The sequence below is a fragment of the Candidatus Binatia bacterium genome (assembly GCA_036563615.1).
GTDB lineage: Bacteria > Desulfobacterota > Binatia > UBA12015 > UBA12015 > DATCMB01.
In genome coordinates, this window is record DATCMB010000018.1 from 188,097 (window position 1) to 205,817 (window position 17,721).

The 17,721-nt window shown below is 71.2% G+C and carries 16 protein-coding genes; 9 read left to right on the top strand and 7 right to left on the bottom strand.

Annotated elements, in window-relative coordinates:
* The first annotated feature begins 54 nt into the window (after positions 1–54).
* Positions 55–807 carry a fatty acid desaturase gene (locus tag VIS07_14965; GenBank protein HEY8516807.1) on the top strand — a complete coding sequence of 251 codons (753 nt, stop codon included), beginning with the start codon at positions 55–57 and terminating at the stop codon, positions 805–807.
* Between the two features lie 84 nt (positions 808–891).
* Here VIS07_14965 and VIS07_14970 read toward each other — a convergent pair whose 3' ends face one another.
* Positions 892–1,767: a 4Fe-4S dicluster domain-containing protein gene (locus VIS07_14970; protein ID HEY8516808.1), complete on the bottom strand. Its 876-nt coding sequence runs from the start codon at positions 1,765–1,767 to the stop codon at positions 892–894.
* 134 nt (positions 1,768–1,901) lie between these two features.
* On the opposite strand from VIS07_14970, the gene VIS07_14975 reads away from it, so the two are divergent.
* From VIS07_14975 to VIS07_15005, 7 genes are all read left to right on the top strand, one after another.
* A complete protein-coding gene (locus VIS07_14975; GenBank protein ID HEY8516809.1) occupies positions 1,902–3,551 on the top strand; it encodes an isocitrate lyase/phosphoenolpyruvate mutase family protein in 1,650 nt (549 codons plus the stop codon).
* A gap of 2 nt (positions 3,552–3,553) precedes the next feature.
* Positions 3,554–4,054: a thiamine pyrophosphate-binding protein gene (locus VIS07_14980; protein ID HEY8516810.1), complete on the top strand. Its 501-nt coding sequence runs from the start codon at positions 3,554–3,556 to the stop codon at positions 4,052–4,054.
* Entirely contained in the window at positions 4,051–4,674 is a 624-nt protein-coding gene (locus VIS07_14985; protein ID HEY8516811.1) for a thiamine pyrophosphate-dependent enzyme, read from the top strand. Before VIS07_14980 ends, VIS07_14985 begins: the two co-directional genes overlap by 4 nt.
* Positions 4,671–5,759 (top strand): alanine--glyoxylate aminotransferase family protein, encoded by a 1,089-nt coding sequence (locus tag VIS07_14990; protein HEY8516812.1) that lies wholly within the window; start codon positions 4,671–4,673, stop codon positions 5,757–5,759. Before VIS07_14985 ends, VIS07_14990 begins: the two co-directional genes overlap by 4 nt.
* Positions 5,756–6,475, top strand: a complete 720-nt coding sequence (locus VIS07_14995; GenBank protein ID HEY8516813.1) for a phosphocholine cytidylyltransferase family protein — start codon at positions 5,756–5,758, stop codon at positions 6,473–6,475. The genes VIS07_14990 and VIS07_14995 overlap by 4 nt, the downstream gene beginning before the upstream one ends.
* 32 nt (positions 6,476–6,507) lie before the next feature.
* Positions 6,508–7,353 carry a hopanoid biosynthesis-associated protein HpnK gene (hpnK, locus tag VIS07_15000; protein HEY8516814.1) on the top strand — a complete coding sequence of 282 codons (846 nt, stop codon included), beginning with the start codon at positions 6,508–6,510 and terminating at the stop codon, positions 7,351–7,353.
* Positions 7,354–7,422: 69 nt separating this feature from the next.
* Positions 7,423–8,619, top strand: a complete 1,197-nt coding sequence (locus VIS07_15005) for a CoA transferase (GenBank protein ID HEY8516815.1) — start codon at positions 7,423–7,425, stop codon at positions 8,617–8,619.
* 43 nt (positions 8,620–8,662) lie between these two features.
* Here VIS07_15005 and VIS07_15010 read toward each other — a convergent pair whose 3' ends face one another.
* From VIS07_15010 to hpnJ, 5 genes are all read right to left on the bottom strand, one after another.
* Positions 8,663–9,547 carry an MBL fold metallo-hydrolase gene (locus VIS07_15010; protein HEY8516816.1) on the bottom strand — a complete coding sequence of 295 codons (885 nt, stop codon included), beginning with the start codon at positions 9,545–9,547 and terminating at the stop codon, positions 8,663–8,665.
* A 27-nt stretch (positions 9,548–9,574) separates the two neighbouring features.
* Positions 9,575–10,735 carry a hypothetical protein gene (locus VIS07_15015; protein HEY8516817.1) on the bottom strand — a complete coding sequence of 387 codons (1,161 nt, stop codon included), beginning with the start codon at positions 10,733–10,735 and terminating at the stop codon, positions 9,575–9,577.
* Positions 10,732–12,012, bottom strand: a complete 1,281-nt coding sequence (locus tag VIS07_15020; GenBank protein HEY8516818.1) for an FAD-dependent oxidoreductase — start codon at positions 12,010–12,012, stop codon at positions 10,732–10,734. Before VIS07_15020 ends, VIS07_15015 begins: the two co-directional genes overlap by 4 nt.
* 288 nt (positions 12,013–12,300) lie before the next feature.
* Positions 12,301–13,488, bottom strand: coding sequence for a bacteriohopanetetrol glucosamine biosynthesis glycosyltransferase HpnI (gene hpnI, locus VIS07_15025; protein ID HEY8516819.1), 1,188 nt, complete (start codon positions 13,486–13,488; stop codon positions 12,301–12,303).
* Positions 13,489–13,513: 25 nt separating this feature from the next.
* The gene (gene hpnJ / locus VIS07_15030; protein HEY8516820.1) at positions 13,514–14,995 is read right to left on the bottom strand and encodes a hopanoid biosynthesis associated radical SAM protein HpnJ; all 1,482 of its coding nucleotides are present in this window, start codon (positions 14,993–14,995) and stop codon (positions 13,514–13,516) included.
* Between the two features lie 219 nt (positions 14,996–15,214).
* On the opposite strand from hpnJ, the gene VIS07_15035 reads away from it, so the two are divergent.
* On the top strand, positions 15,215–16,405 hold the full coding sequence (locus VIS07_15035; GenBank protein ID HEY8516821.1) for a CDP-alcohol phosphatidyltransferase family protein: 1,191 nt from the start codon (positions 15,215–15,217) through the stop codon (positions 16,403–16,405).
* Positions 16,406–16,444: 39 nt separating this feature from the next.
* Here VIS07_15035 and VIS07_15040 read toward each other — a convergent pair whose 3' ends face one another.
* Entirely contained in the window at positions 16,445–17,647 is a 1,203-nt protein-coding gene (locus tag VIS07_15040; GenBank protein HEY8516822.1) for an LOG family protein, read from the bottom strand.
* Positions 17,648–17,721 lie beyond the last annotated feature (74 nt).

Here is a 17,721-nt window from a genome sequence, read left to right on the forward strand (position 1 = left end):
CTGGAGCCGACCTCGCGCTCCGCTTGGTTTCCGTGAGGGAGGAAAGGCCGTCCGATGCTCGATCTCTTGACCTTCTCGATGCACGACTTGGTGCTCGCGTTGATCACCGTCTTCATCACCGTGCAGATCGCCACGCTCTGCACGACGATCTACCTGCACCGGTCCCTGTCGCATCGAGCGGTGACGCTGGCGCCGTCGGTGCGCTTCGTGATGCGCTTGCTGATCTGGCTCACGACCGGCATCGAGCCGCGGCAGTGGGCGGCCGTGCACCGCAAGCACCACAAGTTCGCCGACGCCGAGGGCGACCCGCACTCACCGTACGTGCACGGCTTCTGGCAGATCCAGCTCCTCAACTACGCGTACTACCGCCGCGAGGCCGCGAATCCCGAGACGATCGCGCGCTACACCAAGGACATCACGGACGACCGCTGGGATCGTCTGTTCTCGAACAGCTGGCTCGGCCTCGGTCTGTTCGCGGGGATGCTGATGCTGGCGTTCGGTCCGCTGCTCGGGCTGATCGCCTTCGGCCTGCACGTCGGGCTGTACATCTTCCTGAACGCGTCGATCAACGGCGCCGCGCACTGGATCGGCTACCAGCGCTTCGCGAACAGCGCGCGCAACATGTGGCTGCTCGCGGTGATCACCGGCGGCGAGGGGCTGCACAACAACCACCACGAGTTCCCCGGCAGCTCGCGCTTCGCGCAGCGCTGGTGGGAGATCGACCTCGGCTGGTACACGATCGCGCTGCTGCGCAGCCTCGGTCTCGCGCAGCCGGTCGCGTCGGTCGCGCTGCGCAGCGAGTACTGATCGAGGGCGGATCGGGATCCGTCGGCCGGGCGCGCTCGGCCGGCGTCGAGCGCTCGGGCCGAACGGCCGGCCCAGCGAACCCGCTCAGAGCAGCCCGCGGCTGCGGACCGGAGCTCCGGCGAGATCCGCCTTGGCGGAGATCTCCTTGAGATCCTCCTCGAGCTTCGCGAGCGCCGCCTTCTGGCTCGCCTCGAAGTTTTCGAGCTCGCGCGCGCGGCGCTCGCGGAACTCCTCGAAGCTCTTGGTCCACGACGAGTAGAACTTCGTGAGCCGACGCGACAGCGACTGGTAGAGCGCCGTGTTGCACACGAACGAGCCGCCGCAGTGCGGGCAGTGCAGCACGACGCCCGGCTTGATGTACTGAAACTCCACCTCGAACTGCCCCGAGCAGCGGAAGCAGACCAGCGGGACGCCCCACTCCTCGAGCGCCGGGACGGACGCCGCGAGCGCGTCCTCCGGGCTGACCGCGACGGTCGCGGCGGGTGCAGCAGCGGCGGCCGGCGCGGGAGCAGCGGCAGGCGCCGCAGCCGCAGTCTGTGCCGCCGGGGCGGCAGCCGGCGCCGGTGACGCGGCAGCCGCGGCCGGGGCTTCCGCCGCCGGCGCCGGAGCGGGCGCGGCAGCCCCGCCGGCCTTGAAGCGCGACGGGAAGTCGGGGCCGAACGTCTTGTCGGGGTGGAGCGCCTTCGCGCGCGCGATCAGCACGTCCTCGGTCTCGGGGATGTTCGGGTTCGGGACGCAGCAGTCGACCGGGCACACGGCGGCGCAGGCCTCGTGATCGTAGAAGCCCACGCACTCGGTGCACTTCTCGGGGACGATGTAGAAGGTCTGGTCCGAGAGCGCGGGGTGCTTGCTTCCGTCGGGTGCCACCCACTCGACGCCGCCCTGGTAGATCGCCGTGTTGGGGCACTCGGGCTCGCAGGCGCCGCAGTTGATGCACTCGTCGGTGATCATCGTGGCCATGGGTGGCACCTTATCCCGCGCTCCCCGGCGCTTTCAATTCGCTCGTCAAGACGCGGACATCGGTCCTTGACGGGTTGCGGCTCGAGCGGCCGTATCGTACCCCGAGCCTGTCGATGGGCGCTGCCACGCGATCCTTGAAGCGTCTGCTCGCCGAGCGCGCCTGCGTGGTGGCCTGCGGCGCGCACGACGCGTTGTCCGCCAAGCTCGTCGAGCAGGCGGGCTTCGACGCCGTCTGGGCGAGCGGCTTCGGTCTCTCCGCCGTGCGCGCCGTGCCCGACGCGAGCATCCTCACCATGAGCGAGACGCTCGAGGCGACGCGCGCGATGGTCGAGGCGACGTCGATCCCGGTGATCGCCGACTGCGACACCGGCTTCGGCAACGCGATCAACGTCATGCGCACGGTCGCCGACTTCGAGGCCGCGGGCGTCGCCGCGATCTCGATCGAGGACAACGTCTTCCCGAAGCGCTGCAGCTTCTACGCCGGCGTCGCGCGCGAGCTCGTCCCGACCGAGGAGCACGCGCGCAAGGTGGCGGCGGCGAAGGCCGCGCAGAAGGCCGACGACTTCGTCGTCATCGCGCGCACCGAGGCGCTGATCGCGGGCTGGGGCAAGGAGGAGGCGCTGACGCGCGCACGCGCGTACGCCGACGCGGGCGCCGACGCGATCCTGATCCACTCGAAGCACCACGACCTGAGCGAGCTCGCGGAGGTGGCCGCCGCGTGGGACCGCGACGTGCCGCTCGTCGCCGTGCCGACGACGTACGTCGGAACGCCGCTGCGCGAGCTCGAGCGCGCGGGCTTCCGGCTGGTGATCTACGCGAACCAGGCGCTGCGCGCGGCCGTCGTCGCGATGCGCGACGCGCTCGCCGCGCTCAAGGCCGGCGAGACGATCGAGCTCGAGAAGCGCATCGCGCCGCTCGAGGACATCTACGCGCTCGTCGGCCTCGGCGACCTCAAGCAGAACGAGTCGCTCTATCTGCTGCCCGGTGGCTTCGACTGCACGGCGGTGATCCTCGCCGCCGGCGAGGACGGCGCGCTCGGCGACCTCACGCGCGACCGTCCGAAATGTATGCTCGACATCAAGGGCAAGACGATCCTCGAGCGGCAGATCGAGGCGCTCAACGCGTCGGGCATCAAGGACATCGCGGTCGTGCGCGGCCACCAGAAGGCGGCGATCCGCTATCCGCAGCTCCGCTGCTACGACAACGACGCCTACGCGACCACCGGTGAGCTCGCGTCGCTGATGGTCGCCGGCGACGAGCTGCGCGGACCGCTCGTCTGCCTGTACGGCGACGTGATCTTCGACGAGGCGATCATCAACCGCATGCTGCGCGCGCGCGGCGACATCGTGATCGGCGTCGATCGCGCGTACTACGACGCGGTGCGGGCGGGGAACGGCAGAGTGCCGAAGCGCAAGCACGACCTGGTGATCACCGAGGAGGCGCCGGTGTCGGGCTACCGCTTCGTGCCGTCGACCTCCGGTCCGCGCGTGCTCAAGATCGGCCAGCGCCTCGCGCCCGAGGAGGCGCACGGCGAGTTCATCGGGCTGGCGATGTTCTCCGAGCGCGGAGCGGCCCTGGTGCGCGAGACCTACCGCGACCTCGTCGAGCGCCACCGTGGTCCGTTCCACGAGGCGGAATCGCTCGAGCGCGCGAGCCTCCCCGATCTCCTCCAGGAGCTCATCGACCGCGGCCACGAGGTGACCTGCGTCGACGTCTACAAGGGCTGGATGGAGATCGACAGCTTCGACGACTACCGCCGCGCCTGGGCCGAGATCCGCGCGTGACCATGCACGGCGGGGCGGGAGGGCTGAGCGGCGCGCAGCTCGCGCGCGAGCTCATGCAGCAGGGCTTCGACTTCTTCACCGGCGTGCCGTGCTCGCTGGTCGCGTCGCTGATCACCGCGCTCGAGCCGCACGGCTACATCGCGGAGACGCGCGAGGACGCGGCGCTCGGCCTCGCCGCCGGCGCGGCGCTCGCCGGACGCCGACCCGTGGTCGTGATGCAGAACTCGGGCTTCGGCGTGTCGCTGAACGCGCTCGGCTCGCTGCAGGCGATCTACGAGATGCCCTGCCTGCTGGTGATCACGTGGCGCGGCTACGAAGGCAAGGACGCGCCCGAGCACCTCGTCATGGGCGAGGCGATGCCGAAGATCCTCGACGCGATGTCCATTCCCTGGCGCGCGATCGAGGCGACGAGCGCCGCGGACGACGTCGCGTGGGCGCGCGCTCGCCTCGACGGGAAGCCGGGGCCGGTCGCGCTCGTGGTCAAACCCGGAGTGCTTGCTTGACGGCCGCGACCGAGAGGACGCGTCCGACGACGCGCGACGCGATCGCCGCCGCGCTGCCCGAGCTCGCGGACCACGTCGTGGTGTGCGCGAACGGCTACATCTCGCGCTGGGCGCACGCGCTCGGCGACCGCGACACGCACTTCTACATGATCGGCTCGATGGGCCTCGCGTCGTCGATCGCGCTCGGCGTCGCGACCGCGCGTCCGGGCGTGCCGGTCGCGGTGCTCGACGGCGACGGCAACGTGCTGATGAACCTCGGCGCGCTGCCGATGATCGGCGTGCTCGCGCCCGAGCGCTTCCGCCACGTCGTGCTCGACAACGGCGTCTACGCGAGCACCGGCAACCAGCCGACGATCTCGTCGCGGGTCGCGCTCGAGGAGATCGCGCGCGCCGCGGGCTACGAGGCGGTGGCACGCGTGCGCGACGCCGCGGCGATCGCGCCGACGCTGCGCGAGCACGCGTCGATCTCCGGGCCGACGCTGCTGCTCGTCGAGACGCTTCCCGAGGAAGGCCCGCCCGCGCCGCGCATCCCGTTCACGCCGCCCGAGATGACGGCCCGTCTGCGGAGCGCGATCGAGCGGCTCGCGTCCACGCGAACCCACGGAGGCTCCGCGCGGTGATCCTGCTCGCGCCGGGACCGGTCAACGTCTCGCCGCGGGTCACGCGCGCGCTCGCCCGCGGCGATCTCTGCCACCGCGAGCCGGAGTTCAGCGACCTGCTCGACGCCGTGCGTGCGAAGCTCGTGCGCTCGTTCGCGCCGCAGGGCGGCTGGGTCGCGGTGCCGCTCACCGGCTCGGGAACGCTCGCGCTCGAGGCCGCCGTGACCAGCAGCGTGTCGCGTGGGCGCAAGATGCTCGTGGTCGCGAACGGCGTCTACGGCGAGCGCATCCTCGAGATGGCGCAGACCGCGGGCATCGACACCGTGGTCGTGCGCGGCAACTGGGGCACGCCGCCCGACCTCGCCGCGATCGACGCGGCGCTCGCCGCCGACGACGCGATCGAGGTCGTCGCGCTCGTGCACCACGAGACCACGACCGGGCTGCTCAATCCGGTCGCGGAGGTCGGCCGCATCGTGCGCCGGCACGGCAAGGTGTTCCTGGTCGACGCGATCAGCGGGCTCGCGGGCGACGAGATGCAGCTCGACGCCTGGGGCGTCGACGTGTGCGTCGGCGTCGCGAACAAGTGCATCCAGGGGCTGCCGGGGGTCGGCTTCGTGCTCGCGCGCAAGAGCGAGATGGAGCGCATGGCCGCGATCCCGCCGCGCTCGGTCTACATGCACCTGCCGCGCCACTTCCAGGCGCACGAGAAGCGCACGGTTCCGTTCACCGCCGCGGTGCAGGTGATGTACGCGCTCGACGAGGCGCTCGACGAGCTGCTCGAGGAAGGCGTCGATCGGCGGATCGCGCGCTACGCGCGCGCCGCGGCGCAGCTCCGCGAGGGCTTCGCGAAGCTCGGCCTGCGCTTCCTGCTGCCGCCCGAGCTGCGCTCGAACTCGATCACGACGCTGTCCTTGCCGCCCGGCTTCGAGTATCGCGAGCTGCACGATCGCCTGCGCGAGGACGGCTTCGTGATCTACGAGGGACAGGGGCAGCTCAGCCGCGAGGTGTTCCGCGTCGCCAACATGGGCGCGCTCACCGAGGACGACTTCGCGCGCTTCCTCGTCTCGCTCGCGCGCGCGCTCGGACGCGAGGAGGCGCTGCGGTGAGCGCAACGGCGATCATTCTCGCGGCGGGCGTCGGGCGTCGCTTCGGCGAGGCCTCGCTCGATCAGCCGAAGGCGCTGCTCGAGGTCGCGGGCGAGAGCCTGATCGAGCGGCTGATCGCGCAGCTCCAGCGCTGCGGCGTGACGCGCGTCGTGGTGGTCGTCGGCTACAGGGCGGAGCTGATGGAGCAGCGCCTCGGCAAGCTTCCGGGCGTGACGCTGCTGCGCAACTCGGACTACGAGCGCGGCGCGATCCTGTCGCTGTGGACCGCCCGCGACCACCTCGCGGGCGAGGTGCTGGTGATGGACGCCGACGTCTGGCTGCCCGACGCCATGATGGAGCGTCTCGTGCGCTCGCCGCACCCGAGCTGCTTTCTGCTTGACGGACGCTCGCAGGCGACCGGCGAGGAGCAGATGCTGATGGTGCGCGGCGGTCGGGTGATCGACATCTCGCGCCGGCCGCGCGGCGAGTACGACCTGCTCGGCGAGTCGGTCGGCTTCCTCAAGCTCGACGCGAGCGCGTCCGCCGTGCTGCGCGAGCTTCTCGAGCAGCGCGTGGCGCGTGGCGACAAGGACCTCGAGCACGAGGAGGTCTATCCCGAGCTGCTGCGCCGGGTCGAGGTCGGGTTCGAGCGCGTCGACGACCTCGACTGGACCGAGATCGACTTTCCCGAGGATCTCGAACGCGCCCGGACGATCGCGCGCGGATCGTCGGTCTGAGCACGGCGACGACAGCGGCCGCGCGCCGGCTGATCGTCACCGGCGACGACTTCGGGCTCGCGCCCGAGGTGAACCACGCCATCGTGCGCGCGCACCGCGAAGGCATCCTGACCGCGACGAGCCTCATGGTGACGGCGCCCGCGGCCGACGAAGCGGTCGCGCTCGCGCGCGAGACGCCGACGCTCGACGTCGGCCTGCACCTGGTCCTCGTGCAGGGACGCCCGGCGAGCCCCGACGCGCGCGCGACCGGCCTCGCGACCGCATCCGGCGCGTTCCGCGAGAGCGCGATCCCGGCCGCGATCCGCTACTTCTTCTCGCCGCGCCTGCGGCGCGCCGTGCAGCGCGAGGTGCGCGCGCAGCTCGAGCGCTTCCGCGCGACAGGGTTGCCGCTCGCGCATCTCGACGGTCACCTGAACGTCCACCTGCACCCGCTCGTGCAGGACGTCCTCGCGCCGCTCGTCCCCGAGTTCGGCATTCCGGCGATGCGTCTCACGCGCGAGGCCGTGCTGCCGAACCTGCGCTACGACCGACGCCACGTGGCGCGGAAGACCTTCGAGGGTCTCGTGCTGCGGCTCCTGTCGGCGATGGCGGAGCGTCGCTTCCGCGCGCACGGCGTCGTGTTCGCCGACCGCACGCTGGGTCTGCACCAGACCGGCGCCTGCGACGAGCCCTACGTCCTGCACCTGCTCGACACGCTGCCGCCCGGCACGAGCGAGCTCTACTGCCATCCCGCACTCGGGCAGACGCCGGAGATGCGTCGTCTCATGCCGGGCTACCGTCCGAGCGACGAGCTCGCGGCGCTGACCTCGCCGCGCGTGCGCGAGCGGCTCGAGGCGCGCGGCGTCGTGCTCGCGCGCTGGAGCGACCTGCGCGCTTGACCCGCGCGCGCGAGTCGCACGTGAGCCTGCGCGCTTGAATCGCGCGTTCACGCGCCGTAGCCGTGGCGCGTGCCGCTCTCGCACCTGACCGTCGTCGACCTCGCGACGCTCGCCGCCGCACCGCAGATCGCGGCCTTCTTCGGCGACTTCGGCGCGCGCGTCATCAAGGTCGAGCACCCGCGCGGCGACTCGCTGCGCCGTCTGATCGATCGAAGCGGAGCGCCGCTCACCTGGAAGATCGTCAATCGAAACAAGCAGCACGTGACGCTCGATGCGTCGAAGCCGGCGGGACGCGCGCTGCTCGATCGCCTGCTCGCGCGCGCCGATCTGCTGGTGACGAACCTCGGCGGCGAACGCCTCGAGCGCTTCGAGCTCGAGCCCGAGCGGCTCGCGACGACGCATCCGCGGCTCGTCGCCGTGCACCTGACGGCGTACGGCGTGGAGGGGCCGTGGGCCGGGCGTCCGGGCTCGGGGACGCTCGCCGAGGCGATGAGCGGGCTTGCGGCGCTGACCGGCGCCGCGGACGGACCGCCGACGCTGTCGCCGGTCGGGCTCGGCGACTACATGGGCGTCCTGCAGGGGATCGTCGCGGCGCTGCTCGGGCTCTACGCCCGCGACGCGCGCCGTGATCCGGCGACGCCCGCGCGCGGCGACGTCTTCGACGTCGCGATGTACGAGCCGCTGCTCGGGCTCCTATCCCTGCGTCTCGCGGCGACCTCGCGCGACGGCATCGAGCCCGGACGGCACGGCAACCGCTTTCCGACCATGGCGCCGCGCAACGTGTACCCCACCGCCGACGGCGGCTGGGTCGCGATCACGGCCGGCACCGACGAGCTCGCGCACCGTGCGCTCGCGGTGATCGGCCGCCCCGAGCTGCGCGACGATCCGCGCTTCCGCGACAACCTGTCGCGGGTGCGCCACGCCGACGAGCTCGATGCGCTGCTCGGTGCGTGGATCGCGCAGCGCCCGACCGCGGAGGTCGTCGCCGCGTTCAACGACGCCGGCGTCTCGCTCGCCGCGGTCGACGGCTTGAACGACGTCCTGCGCAATCCGCACTTCCACGCGCGCGAGAGCCTGCTCGAGGTCGCGGACGACGAGCTCGGCCGCGTCACCACCGCGGCGCCGCAGCCCCGCGGCGCCCGCACGCGTGCGCGCATCGAGAACCTCGGCGGCGCGCTCGGCGCGGACAACGACGCCGTCTACCGCGACTGGCTCGGCTGCACCGAGGACGAACTCGCGGCGCTGCGCGCGGACGGCGTGATCTGACGTCGGGAACGGGCGTCCGGCTGCGCGCCGGGGATGCGACCGGCTACGCCGTGACCAGCGTCCAGCGCTCGCCGTCGCGCCGCGCGCGACCCTCGCGCTCGAGCTTGCGCAGGTGCGAGCGCACCGACGTGCCGGCCGCCGCGTGCAGGAACTGCGGCACGTCGGCGTACATGCGGCTCACCAGCTCCCCGACCTCGGAGACGCCCCGCGCGAGCAAATCGACGATCTGCGCCTCGCGCAGCTCGCGGTGCGCGATGTACTCGCGGATCTTCTTCGCGGCGTCACGAATTGCCGGACCGTGCGCCGGGTAGATCACCGCCGGCTCGAGCGCGAGCAGGCGGCGCAGCGAGGCCATGTAGTCGGCGAGGTCGCCGCCGTGCTCCGGGATCACGGTCGTGCCGGCGCCGAGCACGACGTCGCCGGTGAACAGCGCGCGCTCCTCCTCGAGCCAGTAGCAGAGGTGGTCCTCGGCGTGGCCCGGCGTGTGGATCGCGCGCAGCGTCGCGCCCTCGGTCTCGATCACCGCGCCGTCGTCGATCGCGACCACCGACGCCTCGAGCTGACCGTCGTTCCCCGGCCACGGACGCTTCAGCACCGGCAGCGCGCCGAAGCGGGCGCGCACGTGCTCGACGCCGCCCAGGTGATCGACGTGCGCGTGGGTCAGCAGGATGCGCTCGATCTCCTTGCCGCCGCGGTGCTCGGAGAGCGCGCGCTCGAGGAGCGGCAGGTACTGCGGCAAGCCCTGTCCGGTGTCGAGCAGCAGCGGACGGCGGGAGGTGCCGACCAGGTACGTGTTGGTGCCCGGCCCGGTGAACGGTCCGGGGTTCTGGCCGAGCACGGTGACGACGCGGTCGCTCCACACGTCGACGTCGGGCATGCGCAGCCCGATCATGTTGTCCTTGACGACGCGGGACGGCGTGTCGCTCATGCAGCGACGATAGCGGACGGAGCCCGCTTACGGCACCTGGCCGAAGGGCAGCACGAGCGCGCTCGCGGCGGATCCGGTCGGCTCGGGATCCGCGAGGTGGAGCACGATCTCCGGATCGAGGTTGGTCGTGAGCGTCGCCTCGTAGGCCTCGATCCCGCGCAGGTAGCGGCCGAAGAGCGCCGCCGAGTACGTGTCGACCAGGTTCCAGACGCGCCGGTAGTCGGTGAAGGTCACCGGCGAATCGTCCTCGAGGCGCGTGCCGGTCTTGCAGCCGTCGCCGTCGCCGATGCCGAGCCCGGTCGCGCAGGCGAAGCTGAAGCTGTAGTGCCCGGCGTCGATCACCTCGACCAGGTAGCGCGGACCCGGCAGCTCCTCGTACGCGTCGCGGATTGCCTGGTTCTGCGCGAGGCCGATCGTCTTGTCCTGCGTCGCGAGCATGAGAAACGTCGCCGCGGAGTACGTGTCGGAGATCGGTCCCGCGAGCGCCATCGGCAGCGACGCGGCGATGCGCGCGTCCATGCTCGCGACCGCGAAGCTGGTGAAGGCGCCGAACGAGTGTCCAGTCACGCCGAACGGCAGCGCGGTGTCGACCCAGCCGTGGAACGGGCTCGCCGGGTCGTGCGTGAAGCCGCTGAAGGCGTCGAGCACGTAGATCACGTCGAGCGGCCGCTCGACCGCGATCTGCGACTGCGAGCCGGAGCCGTCGAAGAAGGTGTTGCCCTCGTGGTCGGGCGCGACGACGACGTAGCCGTGGCTCGCGAGGTGCTCGACCTGGAAGGTGTTCTGGAAGCGGATGCCGCCCGAGCCGTGCGAGAACGCGACGAGCGGGAACGGGCCGTCCGGTGAGATCGGCGCCTCGCGCACCGCGACCACCGGGATCGTCGCGTTGTCGGCGAGAAATGCGAGATCCGGTGGCAGGTACTCGCCCAGCGGCGACGGCGGCAGGCCACGCACCGACTCGTCCGCGGGGTACCAGACCTCGGTGAGGAGCGTCCGCCCGCGCGCCTCGTCGCGCAGCGTGATGCGCGTCACGCCGACCGGGTAGGGGCCGGGTGTCGCGGGATCGGCCGCCGTGCCGCCGGTGCCGGACGCGTCGCCGCACGCGGCGAGCAGCGTCGCGGCGAGCAGCACGCGGAGCGCGGCGGTCGCCGCGCGCCCGTCACGCGACCCCTGTGTGCGCGAGCTCAAGCGAAACCCTCCGGACGGACGCGCTCGATCCACGCGCGGTAGTCGCCGTCGAAACCGACCGCGCGCTGGCGCGCGCGCACCTTCTCGAGCAGCCGCGCCGTCGTCTCGGGCGCGCGTCCGCCGTTCGCGGATGCCGCGATCTTCTGCGTCAAGTACTTCGCGACCTGCGCGCTGTGGCGGCGCGACGCGACCAGGTTGCCCTTGCCGGTGATCACGTTGCCGCAGCCGAAGACGTGCTCGTAGTCGGCGACCTTGCCGAGCTCGAGGTCCTCGATGCGCAGCAGCTCGCCCTGCATCTCGAGCCCTTCGATCGGCTCCGGGATCGAGCCGATCGACGACACGGTGAGCTCGGCGCGCACCTCGAACTCCTCGCCGGGCACGATCTCGGGACGCCCGGAGGCGTCGAGGCGCGTGCGCGCGAAGCGCAGCCCGACCAGTCGATCGTTCTCGACCAGCAGCCCGACGGGCACCGACAGCGGTTCGACGGCGAACAGGAACTTGCTCTGCGCCTTCTCGAGGATGCGGCGGCGCACGGTGCCGGCCTTCTCGATCTGCTCGGGACGCGCGTTCGGCGGCAGCTCGCTGAGCGGCATGTCCTCGATGCGCCGGCGGTAGAACAGCGTGCAGCCGCGCAGGCCGAGGTCCTGCCAGCTGAGGCCGTGGCGCGCGAGCGTCTCCGGGATGCCGTCGGCCTCGAGCGCGAGCAGGTCGACCTCGATGCCGTGCTTCGCGAGCGCGTCGCGCGTGGTGACGATCTGCAGCACCTTGACGACGTCGATCGACGCGAGCCCGCCGCCGACCACGATCGCGCCGTCGGGGATCTCGTAGCGCGGACCCGCGTAGCCGGGCTCGTGCTGGTGGTTGAACCAGTAGATGAGCGGGTTCTGGTAGACGAGCCCCTTGCCGACGAAGCGATCCGCGCCCTCGACCGGCAGCGGACGGTCGCGCCACGCGCCGTGCGCGAGCACGATCAGGTCGAAGTCCCAGGACTCGAGCAGCTCACGGAACGAGAGGTCGCGGCCGATCGCGGTGCGCGGCACGAAGTGCACGCCGGGGCGCTGCAGCTTCGCGTCGATGAGGTCGTACTCCTTCCTGCGCAGCGCGGTGTGCCAGAGCGGCAGGCCGTCCTCGACCTTCCCGTAGGGACGATCGTTCTGCTCGAAGACGACGCACAGGGCGCCCTCCGCGGCGAGCTTGTCCGCCGCTTCGGCGCCCGCGGTCGCGCCACCGATGATGGCGACGTGACAGCGGTATGGTGCGGAAGAAGTGTCAGCCATTCGCGCGCAAGCTCGCGTCCGGGAAGGACGCTCGTGGTCGGCCAGCGTGCCGCCGCTGCCGGCACCGCCGGGAGAGGCTGCACAAGGATCGGGCAGGCGCCCGCGGGCACGGTCGTACCGTCCTGGCAGGGGGCGCGCAAGCACCGAAAACGGCGATCGACGTGGCGGGCGAGCCGCGCTGCGGAGCGGTCGATCCGCGGCGCTCAACGGCAGTGCGTCGTCGGTCTCGAGGGCGCGTGCGAACGCGCGTGAGTGCTCTGGGCTTCGCGGCGCGCGCGCCGCGCGGGCTCAGTTCTCGACCGGCTCGGGGATCCGCTGCTCGTCGGCGAGCGTGACCATGCGGCCGTCTGGCGTGACCTCGAAGTCCGCGCTGCCCCAGTGCACGCGGTTGCCGAGAAACGCCGTCGCCCAGATCGCCGAGATGAAGAGGTCCTTCGCCGGGACGAGCCAGAGCTGACGCCAGATCCGCTGCACGCCGAGGATCCGATCCGCGATGATGCCCGCGGCGAGCATGCGGATGCCGACCGCGGCCCCGAACACCGCCCACGCCCCGGCGGTCGCGCCGGCCGCGAGCAGGTAGGCCGTCGCCCAGAGCGTGCTGTGGGTGACGACGGTCGCGAGGTACGACGCCGGGCGGCAGACGCGGTAGGTCCGCGCCCAGCGCAGCTGGTGCTTCGCGACCTCGCTCAGACGGTCGAGGTCGAGCACCGTCTCGACCACCACCGGCGCCAGCACGACGTCGTAGCCGCGTTGCACCGCGAGGTTGCCGATCTGGTAGTCGTCGGCCAGGTGGTCGGCGACGGCGGCGAAGCCGCCGATCTCCTCGAGCACCTTGCGCCGGATGCAGATGGTCGCGCCGAACGCGTACGTCATGCGCTCGACCTGACGCGCGACGGTGACCATCGGACCGAAGTCGGTGTTGATGAACAGCGCCTCGAGCCGGTGCGCCAGCGTGCGGCCCTCGCTCGCGCGGTACAGGCAGGTCACGAGCCCCGCCTTCGGCTGGTCGAGGTAGGGCACGATGCGACGCAGGTAGTCGCGCGGCGCGCGGATGTCGCTGTCGGCGATCAGCAGCACGTCGTGCTTCGCGCGCTTCAGCATGTTGTGCAGGTTGCTGATCTTCGCGTTGCTGCCGATGCGCTCCGGCGACACGACGAGCTCGATGTCGACCATCGGGAAGTCGCGCTTCAGGCGCTTGACGATGGCGATCGCCGGATCGTCCGCGTCGGCGACGCCGAACACGACCTGCAGCTTCGGGTAGTCGAGCATGCAGGAGTTGGCGAGGTTGTCGTAGGTCTCGGGGACGGCGCCGCAGAGCGGCTTGAGCAGCGTCACGCCGGGCAGCGCGTCGTCCGTCGGCAGCGGGCGGGAGAGCTCGCGACGCTGCCAGCGCGCGAACGCCCAGGCGCAGACCAGGCTGAAGAGCTGGTAGCCCGTCGCGACCGCGACCAGCAGCAGGACGATCTGTGTCAGCACGACGTCGCGCCCCCGCCCGCGACGCTCAGGCGGTGGCGGCCGGCGCGCTGGCGCGCGGTCCCTCGGTGCGCGGCGGGCGCGCTTTCGCCTCGCTGCGCCGATGCCACATCGTCTTCAGGAACTGCTTGCCCTCGGCGAGCAGACGCGGACGCTCGTGCGCGTCGAAGACGATCTGCTTGAGCTTCTTCGTGATGTAGCGCGGGCGGAAGTAGAACTCGCGGTACGCACGCTCGACCGCCGCGTAGATCTCGTCGGCCGAGATCTCGGGGTAGCTGACGGTGCACTTCTGGTAGCCGCCGGCGTCGACGAGCGGATCGACCACCTCGTAGCCGTTCTTCTTGACGTAGTCGTAGAACTCCGTGCCGGGGTACGGCGAGGCGAGCGAGACCTGGATCGTCTCGCAGTCCATCTCCTTCGCGAACTCGATCGTCTGGCGGATGGTCTCCGGCGTCTCGCCGGGCAGGCCGAAGATGAACGTGCCGTGGATCAGGATGCCGAGCTTGTGGCAGTCCTCGGTGAACTGGCGCGCGCGACGGATGTCGACGCCCTTCTTGATGTTCTTCAGGATCTGCTCGTTGCCCGACTCGTAGCCGATCACGAACAGGCGGAGCCCGCCTTCCTTCATGATCTTGAGCGTCTCGAAGTCGACGTTGGCGCGCGAGTTGGTCGACCAGGTGTAGCCGAGCTTGCCGAGCTCCTGCGCGATGCGACGCGCGCGCTCGCGGTCCGCGGTGAAGGTGTCGTCGTCGAAGAAGATCTCGCGCATCTCGGGGAAGAGATTGCGCATGTTCTTGACCTCTTCGATGACGTTCTCGGGGCTGCGCGTGCGATAACGGTGACCCGTCGTCACCTGCGGCCACAGGCAGAAGGTGCAGCGCGCGGGGCAGCCACGTCCCGTGTAGAGCGAGACGTAGGGGTACTGGCAGTACGGCGAGTTGTACTTCTTGTAGTCGAGGTCGCGGGCGTAGACCTCGGTCACGAAGGGCAGCTTGTCGAGCTCCTCGCCGGTGAGCTCCGGACGGTCGGGGTTGTGGAAGATCTTCCCGTCGCGGCGATAGCTGATGCCGCCGATGGTGCTCCACTCGCGACCCTCGGCGACCTCCTTCATCGAGTAGTCGAACTCCTTGCGGCCGACGAGGTCGATCGCCTCGGAGGCCTGCAGGGTCTCCATGGGCTGCGCGGTCGCCTGGCCGCCGACCATCGCGATGATCGCGTTGCGATTCTTGGACTTGATCTTCTCGGCGGTCTCGGCGTCCTTGCGCAGCGACGGCGTCGAGGTGTGGATGACGACGAAGTCGTAGTCGGCGGCGATGGCCACCGTCTCGTCCTGGTTGAGCCCCTCGGGCGGCGCGTCGAGCAGCCGGCTGCCGGGGATCATCCCGGCGGGGTAGGCGAGCCAGGTCGGGTACCAGAACGACCAGACCTCGCGCTTGGCCTGGTAGCGCGAGCCGGCCCCACCGTCGAAGTCGTCGTACGACGGCGGATTGAGAAACAGCGTCTTCATCATCGGTTGAGCTCCCCGGCGCCCCTCGGGCGGATCCCCTCTCCGCGTCGTCGCGCGCGTCACGCCCCGTCGCGCGCGCGAATCCCGTAAGAAAGCCGATTATAGCGGTCGGTCAGGCGAAGGCAATCGACCGCTCCGCGCGCGAAAGCCCGAAAATCCGCCGTTTTTCGGCGTCGGGAACCCCTGTCGAAGGCGGCGCGCTTCAGGTACACGGCTTGCCCGATGCGCGAGCCGGAGCGTGGCACCCTGCTGATTTTCCTGGCGCCCGAGGTCGATCCTGCGGCCACCTTCGTCGGGCGCGACCTGCTCGATCGAGCCCGCGCGCTGGCCGAGGTCACGGGCCTCGCGCCGGCGCTGGTCTCGGACGGCCGACCGATCGGCCAGGCGCACGGCCTGAGTCGGCTCGAGCCCGGCGCGGCGTTGCCGACCGACGGCCCGGTCGTGCTGCTGCGCGCCGACGTGGCCTGCGTCGCCGGCGCGGTGCGCGACCTGCTCGCCGCCGACGGAGCGCCGCGCGCCGCGCGCGACGACCGCGGCCGCATCGCGCTCGTCCGCACGACCGCGACCGCGCTCGGGGGACGCGTCCCGTCGGACCTCGAGTCGGCGGCGGTGGAGGCCGAGGTCGACCCGCGCCAGGGCTGGCTCGGCGAGCGCCGCGTGCTGGCGCTGTCGTACGCGAAGCTCGGTACGGATCCCGACATCGCCGCGGTCGAGCGGACGCGCGTCGAGCGCGAGCTGCTCGAATCGCTCGACAACCCGCGCGACGGCTTCCTCGACCGGGTGCTGAACCGTCACCTGTCGCGGCCGCTGAGCCTCGAGCTCATGCGCCGTCCCGTGACGCCGAACCAGATCACGGTCGCCGGCGTGCTGCTCGCGTTCCTCGGCGCGGCGCTGATCGCCTTGCCAGGGATCTTCTGGCCGGTGCTCGGCGCGCTGCTGCTCCAGGCGACCGCGGTGCTCGACTGCGTCGACGGCGAGATCGCGCGCGCCAAGGTGCAAGAGACCGAGTGGGGCGAGTGGCTCGACATCACCTCCGACACGCTGATCCACATCGCGACCTTCCTCGGCATCGCGGTGCACGCGTGGCCCGAGCTCGGCACCGGCAGCGCGTGGGCGCTGGGTGCGCTGTTCGCGTTCGGCGGGCTCGCGTCGTTCGCGGTCGTGACCTACGCCGAGAAGACCGAGGAGCGCTGGAAGCCGCTCGACATCTGGCAGTCGCGCCTGCTCGCGACGATGCTCGCGACGCTCACGACGCGCGACACGAGCATCCTCGTGCTGCTCGCCGCCGTGACCGGGCTCCTCACCGAGCTGCTGATCGGCGCCGCGCTGGGCGCGCAGGTGTTCTGGTTCACCGCGCTCATGCTGCTCGCCGACCTGCTGCACCGCGCCGAGCAGGCGGCGAGCGCGCGCTGACGCGATTCGGCCGCACGTCGCACGCGCGACGCGCGGCGCTCAGCCCGCTTCGTTGACGGCGTCGATCAGCATGCGCAGACGCCCGAAGCCCCTGCGCGCGAAGTGGAAGACGAGCCGCGGCAGGTGCGCGATCTCGGGCTCGCCCGCTTCCTCGGGCAAGGCCTGCGTCTGCTCGATGCGGCCCTTCGCGACGATGTCGCCGAACTCGTCGTTCAGCATCTCGACGACGTGCGGCGGGAGCGGCTCCGTCAAGCGAATCACCAGCCGGTCGCCGACGTAGCGCGACGAGTGGTAGCGCCGGTAGAAGCCGGTGATCTCCGCGATCGCGACGTCGAGGTCGTCGGTGATCTTGAACAGCCGCATGTCGGCCGGCGAGATCAGGTTCTCCTTCAGGAGGTGATCCTCGACGTAGGCGCGCCAGGTCTGCCAGTAGGTGCCGCCCGGCGCGTCGATGAACACGACCGGCACGGGGCGGCTCTTGCCGGTCTGTAGCAGCGTCAAGCTCTCGAACCCTTCGTCGTGCGTGCCGAAGCCGCCCGGGAACAGCGCGATCGCGTCGGCCTCCTTCACGAACATCAGCTTGCGGGTGAAGAAGTACTTGAAGTTCACCAGCTTCGGATCGCGGTGGATGATCTCGTTCGGCTTCTGCTCGAACGGCAGCCGGATGTTGATGCCGAAGCTGCGCTCGCGTCCGGAGCCTTCCTGACACGCGCGCATGATGCCGCCGCCCGCTCCGGTGATGACCATCCAGCCGAGGTCGGCGAGTCGGCGGGCGAACTCGTGTGCTTGACGATAGGTCGGATGGTCCGGCGGCGTGCGCGCCGAGCCGAAGGTCGAGACCTTCCGGAACTGGCGGTAGCGCGCGAACACCTGGAACGCGTAGCGCAGCTCCTTGAGCGCCGCGTTCAGCAGCTTCATGTCGGCGACGCTGACGCGGTCGCGCAGCAGCTTCTGCGCGGTCTCGTTCATCTCCGCGGCGAGCTCGGCGACGATCTCGTCGCGGCTGCGCAGCGCACGCGCGTCGGGCGCGCGCGCCGCGGCCTCGGCGCCGAGCGCGTCCTCGGTCTCCATGCCGACGGTGACCGAGCCGTCGGGGATCGTCGAGCTCGGCTCGAGCGTGTCGTCGCGGTAGACCGCGCCGTCGGTGGCGACGGAGGGGCGTGCGGCCGGTGCGCGCCGCGGGCGCCGGCGCCGCGCGGGACGGCGGCGCTGCGGCGAGGATTCGGGATTTTCTTGACGCACGATTCATTGTCCCAGCGCGGTCGGGAGAATGCGAGTGGGGCGCCGGTTACAGTTTCGTTACAGCGTTCGCGGAA